General features: G+C 70.9%; 12 protein-coding genes. 4 read left to right on the forward strand and 8 right to left on the reverse strand.

The window, feature by feature from the left end; translation table 11 throughout:
• Nucleotides 1–18: 18 nt before the first annotated feature.
• A complete protein-coding gene (locus tag ACFZDA_RS21820; RefSeq protein ID WP_391083859.1) occupies nucleotides 19–1,575 on the forward strand; it encodes a metallophosphoesterase in 1,557 nt (518 codons plus the stop codon).
• 165 nt (nucleotides 1,576–1,740) lie between these two features.
• A complete protein-coding gene (locus tag ACFZDA_RS21825; RefSeq protein ID WP_391083861.1) occupies nucleotides 1,741–3,297 on the forward strand; it encodes an ABC transporter substrate-binding protein in 1,557 nt (518 codons plus the stop codon).
• A 27-nt stretch (nucleotides 3,298–3,324) separates the two neighbouring features.
• Here ACFZDA_RS21825 and ACFZDA_RS21830 read toward each other — a convergent pair whose 3' ends face one another.
• Genes ACFZDA_RS21830 through ACFZDA_RS21840 form a run of 3 tightly spaced genes read right to left on the reverse strand, consistent with a single transcriptional unit; the run spans nucleotide 3,325 to nucleotide 5,015 of the window.
• Nucleotides 3,325–4,068, reverse strand: coding sequence for a TetR family transcriptional regulator (locus tag ACFZDA_RS21830; protein ID WP_391083864.1), 744 nt, complete (start codon nucleotides 4,066–4,068; stop codon nucleotides 3,325–3,327).
• Nucleotides 4,069–4,085: 17 nt separating this feature from the next.
• Nucleotides 4,086–4,595, reverse strand: a complete 510-nt coding sequence (locus tag ACFZDA_RS21835; RefSeq protein ID WP_391083867.1) for a DCC1-like thiol-disulfide oxidoreductase family protein — start codon at nucleotides 4,593–4,595, stop codon at nucleotides 4,086–4,088.
• A gap of 12 nt (nucleotides 4,596–4,607) precedes the next feature.
• Entirely contained in the window at nucleotides 4,608–5,015 is a 408-nt protein-coding gene (locus ACFZDA_RS21840) for a hypothetical protein (protein ID WP_391083869.1), read from the reverse strand.
• 120 nt (nucleotides 5,016–5,135) lie between these two features.
• Between ACFZDA_RS21840 and ACFZDA_RS21845 the strand changes: the two genes are divergently transcribed.
• Nucleotides 5,136–5,528, forward strand: coding sequence for a hypothetical protein (locus ACFZDA_RS21845; protein WP_391083872.1), 393 nt, complete (start codon nucleotides 5,136–5,138; stop codon nucleotides 5,526–5,528).
• A complete protein-coding gene (locus ACFZDA_RS21850) occupies nucleotides 5,528–7,999 on the forward strand; it encodes a DUF4132 domain-containing protein (RefSeq protein WP_391083875.1) in 2,472 nt (823 codons plus the stop codon). Before ACFZDA_RS21845 ends, ACFZDA_RS21850 begins: the two co-directional genes overlap by 1 nt.
• Nucleotides 8,000–8,014: 15 nt before the next feature.
• Here the strand turns inward: ACFZDA_RS21850 and ACFZDA_RS21855 are convergent, their stop codons facing one another.
• The 5 genes from ACFZDA_RS21855 to ACFZDA_RS21875 form a co-directional block, all read right to left on the reverse strand.
• Complete coding sequence (locus tag ACFZDA_RS21855; protein WP_391083878.1) at nucleotides 8,015–8,788, reverse strand: hypothetical protein; 774 nt, start codon at nucleotides 8,786–8,788, stop codon at nucleotides 8,015–8,017.
• Nucleotides 8,789–8,874: 86 nt separating this feature from the next.
• A complete protein-coding gene (locus ACFZDA_RS21860) occupies nucleotides 8,875–9,495 on the reverse strand; it encodes a Uma2 family endonuclease (RefSeq protein WP_391083881.1) in 621 nt (206 codons plus the stop codon).
• A gap of 156 nt (nucleotides 9,496–9,651) precedes the next feature.
• Nucleotides 9,652–10,431 (reverse strand): succinate dehydrogenase iron-sulfur subunit, encoded by a 780-nt coding sequence (locus tag ACFZDA_RS21865; RefSeq protein WP_391083884.1) that lies wholly within the window; start codon nucleotides 10,429–10,431, stop codon nucleotides 9,652–9,654.
• Nucleotides 10,431–12,185: a succinate dehydrogenase flavoprotein subunit gene (sdhA, locus tag ACFZDA_RS21870; RefSeq protein WP_306964488.1), complete on the reverse strand. Its 1,755-nt coding sequence runs from the start codon at nucleotides 12,183–12,185 to the stop codon at nucleotides 10,431–10,433. The genes ACFZDA_RS21865 and sdhA overlap by 1 nt, the downstream gene beginning before the upstream one ends.
• Nucleotides 12,186–12,204: 19 nt before the next feature.
• Nucleotides 12,205–12,687 carry a succinate dehydrogenase hydrophobic membrane anchor subunit gene (locus ACFZDA_RS21875; RefSeq protein WP_010047073.1) on the reverse strand — a complete coding sequence of 161 codons (483 nt, stop codon included), beginning with the start codon at nucleotides 12,685–12,687 and terminating at the stop codon, nucleotides 12,205–12,207.

Below are 12,687 nucleotides of genomic sequence, written 5' to 3' on the forward strand. Positions count from 1 at the left end.
ATCGGGAGACACGACACCGTGGCCATCGTCTTCGTACTCGTCGCCGTCCTCGTGCTGGCCGTCATCGTGACGGCCAACTGGTACGTGTGGCGCCGCCTGTTCCGCGACACCACCCGCGGCCCGGGCCTCACCCGCCGCACGGGCGCGGCCCTGATCGCCGGCGGCTGGCTCCTCGCGATCACGGCCCTGGTCGCCGAACGCGCCGGGGCCCCCTTCTGGCTCCAGCAGGTCCTGGCCTGGCCGGGCTTCCTGTGGCTGGCCCTGTCGATCTACCTGCTGCTGGCGGTCCTGGCGGGGGAGGCCGTACGGCCGCTGCTGCGGTGGTTCGTCGAGCGGCGGGCGAGGGCGAGGGGAGCGGGCGCCGAGCCCGGTGTGCCGACGCCGTCGACGGCGTCGGCCGACGCGGGGACGGATCGCGGCACCGGTGCGCCCGGCGGGACGCCCGCTGCGGCGTCGGCGGCCGCGCCGCAGGCGGAGGCAGGCGCCGGGGTGCCCGACGGGGCACGCGCGTCGCAGGAGAGCCACGCCGGTCTGCCTGCCGGAGCAGCCGCTTGCGCGGCGGTGGCCGACCGGCAGGCGCAAGCCGGCGCCGGTGTGCCCGACATGCCAGGCGCGCCGCGGGAGAGCCACGCCGGTGCGCCCGGCGCCGCGACCGCTTCCGCCACCGCCCCGCACCCGCAGGCCGACCCCGCACCCGCCACCCCAGGCGCCACCGGCACCACGGACACCGCCCCCTCCACCCCCGCCGGCCCCTCCCGCCGTCTCTTCGTCTCGCGGGTCGTCGCAGGGGCCGCCGCGGCCGCTGCCGTCGGGACCGTGGGGTACGGGACATACGGCGTGCTGCGCGGACCGCAGGTGAAGCGGGTCACCGTGCCCCTGGCCAAACTGCCGCGCGCCGCGCACGGATACCGGATCGCCGTGGTCAGCGATGTGCACCTCGGCCCGGTCCTGGGCCGCGGCTTCGCGCAGAAGGTCGTCGACACGATCAACGCGACGCAGCCCGACCTGATCGCGGTCGTCGGCGACCTGGTCGACGGCAGCGTGAAGGACCTGGGCCCCGCCGCGGCCCCGCTGGCGCAGCTGAAGGCCCGTCACGGGTCCTACTTCGTCACCGGGAACCACGAGTACTTCTCCGGCGCCGAGCAGTGGGTCGAGGAGGTCCGCCGCCTGGGACTCACCCCCCTGGAGAACGCCCGCAGGGAGATGCCGTACTTCGACCTGGCCGGAGTCAACGACGTCGCCGGCGAGGACGAGGGCCAGGGCCCCGACTTCGCCCGGGCCCTCGGCGACCGCGACACGGCACGCGCGTGCGTGCTGCTCGCCCACCAGCCCGTGCAGATCCACGACGCCGTCGAACACGGCGTCGACCTCCAGCTCTCCGGCCACACCCACGGCGGCCAGCTCTGGCCCGGCAACCTCCTCGCCGCCGCCGCGAACCCGACCGTCGCGGGCCTGGAGCGCTACGGCGACACCCAGCTCTACGTCTCACGCGGCGCGGGCGCCTGGGGCCCGCCCACCAGGGTGGGAGCACCGTCGGACATCACCCTGGTCGAGCTCGCGTCGCGGCAGGCCTGACCCTGTGTGAACGCTGTGAAACCGGACCGAAACACCCATCGGTAAGTTCTTTCCCAACTCGGCAGATCTCCCTTCCGCCCGCTCAAACACCTGTGATTGGGTGAGGCCGCCACAAAGGGGTGTGGCACTGGTACAAGGGCCCACGGGTCTGGGAGGGCAAGGCCGATGCGGTCGGTTCGCATGCGGATACTCGTGGGACTGCTCGTCCTTGCGGTCGCGGGCGTGGGCGCCTGGCAGCTCGTGCCGTCGAAGAAGGACAGCACGGTCACCACGGTCGGCACGACGGACGCCGTCACGTCCCTCGACCCGGCCGGCGCCTACGACGCCGGTTCCTGGGCGCTGTTCAGCAACGTCTTCCAGTCGCTGCTCACCTTCGCCCCGGGCGGCACCGCACCCGTACCGGACGCGGCCAGGGCTTGCGCGTTCGCCGACGGCGACCTGACCACGTACCGCTGCGAACTGCGCTCCGGCCTCACCTTCCCGAGCGGCCGGATGATGACCGGCGAGGACGTGAAGTACTCCTTCGACCGGATCATGAGGATCAAGTCCCCGGTCGGCCCGGCGCCCCTGCTCGACACCCTGCGTTCCGTGGACGCCCACGGGCTGAGCGTCACCTTCCACCTGTCCTCGCCCGACGCCACGTTCCCGTTCAAGGTGGCCACCGGCGCCGGCTCGATCGTCGACCACACCGCCTACCCGGCCGGCAGGCTGCGCACCGGCAGCGGTGTCGACGGCACCGGCCCGTACACCCTCACGTCGTACACGAAGGACGTCAAAGCGGTCCTCGCGCCCAACAGCCGCTACCAGGGCGCCGTCAAGGGCGGTGCGAACCGGCCCGTCGAACTGCGCTACTACGCCACCCCCGGCGCCCTGGACACCGCCTGGAAGGACAAGCGGGTCGAGGTCGCGACCCGCCAGCTGCCGCCCGACGTCCTCGCCGGACTGAACCCGAGCGATCCCGCGCAGCGCGTCTTCGAGGCGGACGGCTCCGAGACCCGCAACCTGTACTTCAACACCCGCGCGGGCAAGCCCCTGCACGATCCGAAGGTCCGGCAGGCGATGGCCTGGCTGATCGACCGCGAGCGGCTGGCCGCCACCGTCTACGACGGCACCGTCGACCCGCTGTACTCGCTGATCCCGGCGGGCCTCACCGGGCACACCGCCTCGTTCTTCGACGACTACCCCGAGCCGGACCCGAAGAAGGCGCGCAAGCTGCTCACCCAGGCCGGTGTGACCCTGCCCGTCCGCTTCACCTACGGCTACGCCAAGGGCCGCGGCGCCGGTGAGCAGGAGGCCGCCGAGATCAAGCGGGAGCTGGAGGCGAGCGGCCTGTTCCAGGTCACCCTCAAGGGCTACGAGTGGACCGACTTCCAGAAGCGCTGGGCGAGCGGCGAACTCGACGCGTACGCCGTCGGCTGGGTCGCCGACTTCCCCGACCCGGACACCTTCCAAGCCGCGCTCGTCGGCACCGGCAGCGCCATGAACACCGGCTACAGCAGCAAGACCGTCGACCGGCTCATCAAGGACAGCCGGAGCTACGCCGACCGCGGCGAGGCCGACCGGGACTTCCAGTCGGTGCAGCAGACCGTCGCCCAGGACGTGCCGGTGCTGCCGCTGTGGCAGGGCAAGGAGTACGTCGTCACCACGGAGGACATCGGCGGCGGCCAGTACCTGTCGGACGGCACGGGCGTGTTCCGCCTGTGGAGCCTCACGCGGCTTTAGGGCCCTGCGCGCTCCGGGCGCCGTGCCCTACGCGCCGGTCCGCCGCGCGGCGGGGTCCGGGACCGCCCGGGTCATGCCCGGCAGGAAGTCCGTGAACAGCTCGTGCACCTCGCGCACGAGCGGCCGCAGCACCCGGAAGCGGGCCAGGGCGACGCCCCGCGCGGTCAGGCGGGCCCCGCGCTCGGCGAGCCGGTAGCTGCGCTCCCGGCCCTCGGTCCGGTCGAAGATCCAGTACAGGACCAGGCCCATCTGGGACAGCCACATCAACTCGGGCAGGATGTCCCGCAGTTCCTCGGCCACCTTGGTCTTCGTCGCCCCGGCCAGCACCTCCCGGTGGACGCTGATGGCCTCCTCGCGCGCGTGCTCCGACTCGGGGGAGAAGGGGCTGAGGGGGCTGTCCGGGTCGGCGGCGTTCTTGAAGAACTGCACCGCGAACTCGTGGTAGGGAGCGGCGATGTCCAGCCACGCCCGCAGCACGCCCGCGAGCCGGGCCTCCAGATCGCTCTCCCGGTCCAGGATCTCCCGGACCGCCACCTGGTGCTCGGTGGCGATCCGGTCGTAGAAGCCCTGGATCAGGTGTTCCTTGCCCTCGAAGTAGTAATACGCGTTGCCGACGGAGACCCCGGCCTCCTTGGCGATGGCCCGCATCGTCGTCTTGTCGTAGCCGCGCTCCTGGAACAGCCGCATGGCGGTCTCCAGGATCAGGGCGCGGGTCTGCTCGGACTTGCTCGGGGTGGCGCCGTCGTCGGGGCCGTCGTTCTTCGCGGACACGGGAAGAGAGCCTAACGTCAGCGCCCCGGCGCCCGGTGGGGGGCGCAGGTGCCGTCGGCGCAGCCCGGCGCGGTGTAGGTCCAGCCGAGGCCCGGGTCGTACGCCCACCCGTCCGCCCGCCGGTAGACCCGGCCGCCCCACTGCGCCCCGCTTCCCTGACCTCGGTTCCACTGGCCGCCGCGCCACTTGGCGGCGGCAAGCACCGCACCCTTGGCGAGGCGGGCGCCGGACGGGGTGCTGAGCCGGTGGGCGAGCGGCCGGTGCTCGCGCAGCGCCCACAGGGTGACGATCCAGGCGGCGGGTCCCCGGTAGACCTGCCCGGCGTCGCCGACGACGGTGATCTCGTCGAGGGTGGCGCCGTGGTCGAGGCCGGGAAACCGCCGCCGGGCCTCCTCGGAGCCGGCCGGGACCAGCTCCAGCGGCACCAGCTTCGGTTGCCGCAGGAGCCAGTCGCGCAGGAACGCGCACAGGGAGCACTCGGCGTCGTACAGGACGGTGAGCCGGCGGACCGGTGCGGTGGCGTTCATGCCGCGCTCCGCTCAGGCCTGGGCCTGCGGGGCGGTCCAGCCCTGCGGCGGCACCGGCGGCACCTGCTCGCGCTCCATGGCACCGCGCCGCCGGATCCGGTTGAGCACGTAGACGTTGGCCAGGTGCATCACGCCGAGCACCAGCAGCACCACGCCGAGCTTGGTCGACAGGGCCTCGAAGACGCCGCGCGTGTCGGTGATGGTCTCGTCGCCGCTCAGGTACAGCGCGACGAACCCGAGGTTGACGAGGTAGAAGCCGACCACCAGGAGGTGGTTGACGGCGTCGGCGAGCTTCTCGTTGCCGTGCAGCACGTCGGCGAGGAAGATCCTCCCGTTCCGGCTGAGCGTGCGGGCCACCCAGATGGTCAGACCGATGCTGACCAGCAGGTAGATGACGTAGGCGATGACCGTGCGGTCCATTGCCCCACCCTTCTTGAACACGTTCAAAACGCTGTCGGGGATGACTCTAGACCTGTTTTTGAACATGTTCAACACATGGCCGGCGGGGGATTGTCAGTGGTGGCCCGTACGGTCGTCGGCATGGCAATCGTGACGTTCGTCGACGAGACGACAGCGGGGGAGCGGCGGGCCGCCTGGAGGCTGGAGATCGCCGAGGAGCGGCTGACCGCCGGGGAGTTGATCCCGCGCCGGGTGTTTCAGGAGGTCGCCGAGTTCAACACCCGGACGCCGGAGGTGTTCCAGGGCCTGGTGCGGCCCGAGGACACCGAGCGCGTGCTGAACGGGTACGCGTTGCGCACGCCCCGCCGGATCGACCCCGAGGCACAGACGGCCCTGGCCCTGCGGGCGTTCGCGGGCAACGGCTTCCTGGTGCTGGTGGGCGACCGTCAGGTCACCGACCCCGACGAGGAGATCGACCTCCCCCTCGGCACCGAGGTCACGTTCCTGAAGCTCGTGCCCCTGGTCGGTGGCTGATGAGCGCCTTCCGCACGCCCCGGTCCCACCTGGACCGGCTGCGCGACAGGATCGCCGACGGCGACATGGGCCGGGTCGCCGACGAGGCGCTACGGGCCCTGGACTCCAGCCGGGGCACCTGGGGCGGCAGTTGGGAGCCCATGCTGGACCTGCTGCACGACCTGCCGCCCGAGCACCGCCGCGCGCTGCTGCACGCCCTGGCCGACCGCTTCGGACAGGCCGGCACCAGCACGGAGGACCGCTGCGGCCACCTCGCCCTGTGCGCCCTGATCTCCGAGGGCCTCGACGACGACCCGCTGGCCGCCGAGCGCCACCGGGCCCTGACCGACCTGGCCCGCCGCCAGACCTTCTGGCACTCGGCCCGCTTCGACGTCCTGGCCCGCGCCGAACTGGCCGCCGGCCGCCCGCTCCCCGCACCCGTCGTGGCCGTCGTCCGCCGCGCGGCCCTGGACGCCTACCGCGCCGACGACCTCACGAGCCTGGCCCGCCGGCTCACCGAGCCTGTCCTCAACGTCGGTGAGGCATGGGCCGAACAGGCCATGCGTGACGCCACGACCCCCGACTGGCAGGCACTCCTCAGGCACTCCCTGGCAGCCACGGCGTCCAAGCCCACGGCCACATGGGACAAGGGGGCGCGGGCCCTGCTGGACACGCTGGGCGCGGACGCGGTCCGCGTCAGGCTCCTCTCCTGGCTCGCCCTCGTCGGCCGTCCCCGCACGCTCCCGCTGGAGCCGCGTGCGTGGGAGCCGGACATCAACAACGCCTACGACCCGTACAACGCGACAGCCCTGCGCGGCCTGGCCTGGCTCCTCTCCCTCCTGCCGCCCGACCCCGGCACGGCCCGCGCCCTCGGCGCCCTGGTCGAGACCTCACTGAAGAAGGTCGCGGGCCTCGGCCCCCGCAACCCCAAGGTCGCCAACGCGGGCGTCGTCGCGCTCGCCCGCGCCGACTCCGGGGCCGCCCTCGCCGAACTCGCCCGGCTGGCCACGCGGGTGACCTACAAGAACACCGCCAAGCTCCTCGACACGGCCCTGGAGGCCCGGGCCACCGCGCTCGGCCTCGGCCGCGAGGAGATCGAGGAACTGGCGGTCCCGGCGTACGGACTCACGCAGGCCGGCCGGGCGACGCACCACCTGGGCGAGGCGACGGCCCTGCTGGAGATCCAGGGCACCCGGGCCGTGCTGGGCTGGCGCAACGCGGCCGGCAAGCCGGTCAAGAGCGTCCCGGCGGCGGTGAAGCGCGACCACCCGGACGAACTGAAGGACCTCAAGACCCAGGTCAAGGACATCGACAAGATGCTCTCGGCCCAGAGCGAGCGTCTGGACCGCCAGTTCCTGGCCCGCCGCAGCTGGCCGTACGCCGTCTGGCGCGAGCGCTACCTCGACCACCCCCTGGTCGGCATGCTCGCCCGCCGCCTGCTGTGGACGATCGACGGCGAAGCGGCCGGCTACGCGGACGGTGAACTGCGCACCCTGGCCGACGAACCGCTGCCCCACGGCACGCGGGTCGAACTCTGGCACCCCATCGGCCACGAGCCCGCCGAGATCGTCGCCTGGCGCGACTGGCTGGAACGGCACGGCGTCACCCAGCCCTTCAAGCAGGCCCACCGTGAGGTCTACCTGCTCACGGACGCCGAGCGCGCCACGCACACATACTCCAACCGCTTCGCGGCCCACGTCCTGCGCCAGCACCAGTTCCACTCCCTGGCCGCGCTGCGCGGCTGGCGCAACAAGCTCCGCCTGTGCGTCGACGACTCGGCCCCTCCCGCCACCCGCGAGCTGCCCCAGTGGGGCCTGCGCGCCGAGTACTGGATCGAGGGCGACGGCGAGGAGTACGGCGTCGACACCACCGACTCCGGCAGCTACCTGCGCCTGCGTACCGACCAGGTCCGCTTCTACCCGATCGACGCCCCGGAGAACTCGGCCCACTGCACCGGCGGCGAGTACACCATGTGGCTCGCCCCCGGCGAGGACCCCGTCGCCCCGCTCCCCCTGGGGGACATCCCGCCCCTGGTCCTCTCCGAAGTCCTGCGCGACGTCGACCTGTTCGTCGGCGTCTCCAGCGTCGGCAACGACCCCACCTGGCAGGACGGCGGCCCCGGCGGCCGCTTCCGGGAGTACTGGGCGTCGTACGGCTTCGGCGAACTCAACCAGAGCGCCGAGACCCGCAGGCTCCTGCTGGAACGCCTGGTCCCGCGCCTGGCGATAGCCGACCGCTGCACCCTGGAGGGCCGCTTCCTCCACGTGAAGGGCGACCGCCACACCTACAAGATCCACCTGGGCTCGGGCAACATCCTCAGAACCCCGAACGACCAGTACCTGTGCATCGTCCCCAAGTCCGATCCGTCGGCCCCGCACACGGGCTACCTCCCCTATGAGGGCGACCGCGTGCTCGCGGTGATCCTCAGCAAGGCGATGCTGCTGGCGAACGACACGAAGATCACGGATCCGACGATCCTGAGCCAACTGTGAGCGGGCACGAGCCCCTCAGTCCGCGCACCCCCCGACTCTCCGCGTGCTCAGGGCGATGTCGTCCAGCCGGATGTCGTACGACGACGGGCTCGGGTCGGACTGGTACAGCTGCCAGCCCAGCTTGAGCTGTTCGAAGGCAGGGAAGACGAACGGAGCGGACGTACCGCCGTGCTGGTCCGTGGAGACGGTCAGGTCGGGCTGGGGTACGCCGTCGAAGTAGACGGTGACACGGTTGTCCGTGGCGTCCAGGTGGAACTCGACGCACTGCCACTTACCGCCCTGCGCCGGCGCGGAGGTCTGCCACGCGGTCCAGTCGCCCGTCGGTCCGAGGTCGGAACCGACGCCGTAGAAGTTGCGCTTCTCCGTGGGCACGTACTGGCCGCCGAGCGGGCGGACGAGGGTCGGGGAGTCCGGGCCGGAGGCCTCCGCCAGGGTCCAGTGCGCCCAGTCGGGGGCGGTCGGGAACGCGTCCACCCTCAGCCGCATCCGGGCCCAGAAGCTGTTGCCGGGCGGGGCGAGGTCCGGGAACACCAGGAAGGCCCGGCCGTTGCCCTCGGTGCGGATGCGGAGTTCACGGCCGTGACCGGTGGCGGCGCGGGTGACGGTCAGCGTGCCGTCGGAGGTGTCCGAGGTCCAGTCGCGGCCCTGGGTGACGGGGCCGAGGGGGAGGCGGTCGAAGCTCTCCCGCGCCAGGACGGGGGAGGGGGTCGCCGAGGCTGTGGGGGTTGCCGAGAGCAGCGCGGAAGCCGTGGCCAGCAGCGCGGCGGCGGCCCTTCTGAGGTATGCCATGCGGGCAGTCTGGTCACGGGAGTCACACCCGTGACAGATACCGAACACCAAGTGGCCGGTCCCGTTCCGTTTCTGTCCGGATCGGGTCACCCGACCTTTTTCGCCTGACCCGCTTTCAGGATCTCGGCAACGTCCAAGGTGACCTTGGCGCCGATGGAGTCGGGAAGGGCGACGATCTCGCCGGGGGCATGAGGACGGTGGTTCTCGTACCCGTTCCCAGCGGGGTTGGTGAGGACGTGAAGGCGCTGGTGCTTGCGGTCGACGATGACGTAGACGGGCACCTTGGCCTCGGCGTAGGCGGCGACCTTGGTCCTGAGGTCGTCCTTCCAGTTCCCGGAGGTGACCTCCAGGACGAGACGGAAGCAGGCCGGGTCGTACGCGTTGTTCTCGACGAAGTGGTCGTCGATGTCGGCGTCCACCACCGCGAGGTCGGGGATGGCGTAGTCCTCGGCGCCGGTGGGCAGCCAGAGCCCGACGTTCTGGAGGACCTCGGCCTCGCCGCCATGCAGGCCCGCGGCGATGAACGGGATCATGAGGCCGGTGAGGGCGCGGGCATGGGGAGCATCCGGGGACGGGGTCACGAGGAGATGGCCTCCGATGATCTCGACGCGGTAGCCCGGATGGCGCTCCATGATCTCGTCGGCGATGGTCGTCAGGGTGACCGGCTCTTCCTCGTGGAAGGGCTGCTCGACGGAAGCTGCGGACATCAGGTGCCTCCTGGGGGCTGGTGTCGAGACCATCATCGTAGGCCGGACGACACCCGTGCGTCCCTTCGCCGCCGCGTTCACCCAATGGTCTGGCATATGCCAGAAGGCCCCGTCTCCAGCGGAAACGGGGTCCTCACAGCCGTACGGAAGACGACCTCAGTACCGGCGCGTGATCAGCGCCCGCTTCACCTCGGCGATCGCCTTCGTGACCTCGATGCCGCGCGGGCAGGCGTCCGTGCAGTTGAAGGTCGTGCGGCAGCGCCAGACGCCGTCGCGGTCGTTGAGGACCTCCAGGCGCTGCTCGCCCGCCTCGTCACGCGAGTCGAAGATGAAGCGGTGCGCGTTGACGATGGCCGCCGGGCCGAAGTACTGGCCGTCGTTCCAGAAGACCGGGCACGAGGTGGTGCAGGCGGCGCAGAGGATGCACTTCGTCGTGTCGTCGAAGCGCTCGCGGTCCTCGGCCGACTGCAGACGCTCGCGCGTGGGCTCGTTCGTGTCCTTCGTGATGAGGAAGGGCATGACGTCCCGGTACGCCTGGAAGAACGGCTCCATGTCCACGACCAGGTCCTTCAGGACCGTCAGGCCCTTGATGGCCTCGACCGTGATCGGCTTCTCGGGGTTGATGTCCTTGATCAGTGTCTTGCACGCAAGGCGGTTCTTGCCGTTGATCCGCATCGCGTCCGAGCCGCAGATGCCGTGCGCGCAGGAGCGGCGGAACGTCAGCGTGCCGTCGAGCTCCCACTTGATCTTGTGGAGGGCGTCGAGGACGCGCTCCTTCGGGTCGATCTCCACCTGGAAGTCTTCCCAGGCGGCCTCCGCCGCGACCTCCGGGTTGAACCGGCGGATGCGGAAGGTGACCGTGATGTAGGGGGAGTCGGCGAAACCGGGCTCGGGCTTGCCGGCCGCGTCTTCCTTGTCCAGAACGGGGGTAGCCATCAGTACTTACGCTCCATCGGCTGGTAGCGGGTCTGGACGACCGGCTTGTAGTCGAGACGGACGGTTTCGGAGCCGTCGGCGCCGACCTCGCGGTACGCCATGGTGTGCCGCATGAAGTTGACGTCGTCGCGGTTCGGGTAGTCCTCGCGGTAGTGACCGCCGCGGGACTCCTTGCGGGCGAGCGCGGAGACCGCCATGACCTCGGCGAGGTCGAGCAGGTTGCCCAGCTCGATGGCCTCCAGCAGGTCCGTGTTGAACCGCTTGCCCTTGTCCTGGATGGACACGTTCTTGTAGCGCTCGCGCAGCTCCGCGATCTTCTCGACCGCCGTCTTGATCGTCTGCTCGGTGCGGAACACCATGACGTTGGCGTCCATGGTCTCCTGCAGCTCCCGGCGCAGCGTCGTCACGCGCTCGGTGCCGGTGGAGTCGCGCAGCATCTCCACCTGCTTGAGCACGAACTCGGCCGGGTTCTCCGGCAGCTCGACGAAGTCCGCCGTCTGGGAGTACTCGGCCGCGGCGATGCCGGCCCGCTTGCCGAAGACGTTGATGTCCAGGAGCGAGTTCGTGCCGAGGCGGTTCGCGCCGTGCACGGACACGCAGGCGACCTCGCCGGCCGCGTACAGGCCCGGGACGACGGTGGTGTTGTCCGCCAGGACCTCACCCTCGACGTTCGTCGGGATGCCGCCCATCGCGTAGTGCGCGGTGGGCTGGATCGGGATCGGGTCCGTGTACGGCTCGATGCCGAGGTACGTCCGCGCGAACTCCGTGATGTCGGGCAGCTTGGCGTCCAGCTGCTCCGGCGGGAGGTGCGTGAGGTCCAGGTAGACGTGGTCGCCCTCGGGGCCGCAGCCGCGGCCTTCGCGGATCTCCGTGTAGATGGAGCGCGAGACGACGTCACGCGAGGCGAGGTCCTTCATGACCGGCGCGTACTTCTCCATGAAGCGCTCGCCGTCCTTGTTGCGGAGGATGCCGCCCTCACCACGTGCGCCCTCCGTCAGCAGGATGCCCATGCGCCAGATGCCGGTCGGGTGGAACTGGAAGAACTCCATGTCCTCCAGCGGGATGCCCCGGCGGTAGACCGCCGCCTGGCCGTCACCCGTCAGCGTGTGCGCGTTGGACGTCACCTTGAAGAACTTGCCGCAGCCGCCGGAGGCGTAGATCACGGCCTTCGCCTGGAAGACGTGGATCTCACCGGTGGCCAGCTCGTAGGCCACCACACCGGCCGAGCGCTTGACGCCGTCGACCTCGGTGATCAGCTGGTCCAGGACGTAGAACTCGTTGTAGAACTCCACGCCCTCCTTGACGCAGTTCTGGTACAGCGTCTGGAGGATCATGTGGCCGGTGCGGTCGGCCGCGTAGCAGGAGCGGCGGACCGGGGCCTCGCCGTGGTTGCGCGAGTGACCGCCGAAGCGGCGCTGGTCGATCGTGCCGTTCGGGGTGCGGTTGAACGGCAGGCCCATCTTCTCCAGGTCGAGGACGGAGTCGATGGCCTCCTTCGCCAGGATCTCGGCGGCGTCCTGGTCGACCAGGTAGTCACCGCCCTTGACCGTGTCGAAGGTGTGCCACTCCCAGTTGTCCTCCTCCACGTTGGCGAGCGCTGCGGCCATGCCGCCCTGCGCGGCGCCCGTGTGGGAGCGGGTGGGGTAGAGCTTGGTGAGCACGGCGGTGCGGCTGCGCTTCGTCGACTCGATGGCGGCGCGCATACCGGCGCCACCGGCGCCGACGATGACGGTGTCGTACTTGTGGATCTTCATGATTCTCGCAGCCCCGTGCCTAGCGGATGTTCGGGTCGAAGGTGAAGATCACCAGCGTGCCCAGCAGGATGGTGAACACCGTGGCGGTGTAGAGCAGGCCCTTGAGCCACAGCCGGGTGTTCGCGCGCTCCGCGTAGTCGTTGATGACCGTGCGCAGGCCGTTGGCGCCGTGCAGCATCGCCAGCCACAGCATCAACAGGTCCCAGACCTGCCAGAAGGGGCTCGCCCAGCGGCCCGCCACGAAGGCGAAGCCGATCTTGGAGACACCGCCGTCCAGCACGAGCTGGATCAGCAGGTGGCCGAGGACCAGCACGACCAGCACCACGCCCGACAGGCGCATGAACAGCCACGCGGCCAGCTCGAAGTTGCCCCGGGTGGACTTCGGGGTCTTCTTGGTGCGCTTGCGCGGGGCCTCGATGAAGGGCGCCGGGTTGTCGACGGTGTAGACGGCGCCACCCTCGACGGGGCCGACGCCGGCGGCGGTCTTCTCAGTCGTGGACAT

It is taken from the genome of Streptomyces sp. NPDC007991 (assembly GCF_042958445.1).
In the GTDB taxonomy this organism is placed as follows: Bacteria; Actinomycetota; Actinomycetes; order Streptomycetales; family Streptomycetaceae; genus Streptomyces.

Coding starts and splice junctions, on each gene's coding strand:
- ACFZDA_RS21825 (WP_391083861.1), top strand. CDS start 1,741: ATGCGGTCGGTTCGCATGCGGATACTCGTGGGACTGCTCGTCCTTGCG.
- ACFZDA_RS21835 (WP_391083867.1), bottom strand. CDS start 4,595: ATGAACGCCACCGCACCGGTCCGCCGGCTCACCGTCCTGTACGACGCC.
- ACFZDA_RS21840 (WP_391083869.1), bottom strand. CDS start 5,015: ATGGACCGCACGGTCATCGCCTACGTCATCTACCTGCTGGTCAGCATC.
- ACFZDA_RS21845 (WP_391083872.1), top strand. CDS start 5,136: ATGGCAATCGTGACGTTCGTCGACGAGACGACAGCGGGGGAGCGGCGG.
- ACFZDA_RS21850 (WP_391083875.1), top strand. CDS start 5,528: ATGAGCGCCTTCCGCACGCCCCGGTCCCACCTGGACCGGCTGCGCGAC.
- ACFZDA_RS21855 (WP_391083878.1), bottom strand. CDS start 8,788: ATGGCATACCTCAGAAGGGCCGCCGCCGCGCTGCTGGCCACGGCTTCC.
- ACFZDA_RS21860 (WP_391083881.1), bottom strand. CDS start 9,495: ATGTCCGCAGCTTCCGTCGAGCAGCCCTTCCACGAGGAAGAGCCGGTC.
- ACFZDA_RS21865 (WP_391083884.1), bottom strand. CDS start 10,431: ATGGCTACCCCCGTTCTGGACAAGGAAGACGCGGCCGGCAAGCCCGAG.
- sdhA (WP_306964488.1), bottom strand. CDS start 12,185: ATGAAGATCCACAAGTACGACACCGTCATCGTCGGCGCCGGTGGCGCC.
- ACFZDA_RS21875 (WP_010047073.1), bottom strand. CDS start 12,687: ATGTCCACGACTGAGAAGACCGCCGCCGGCGTCGGCCCCGTCGAGGGT.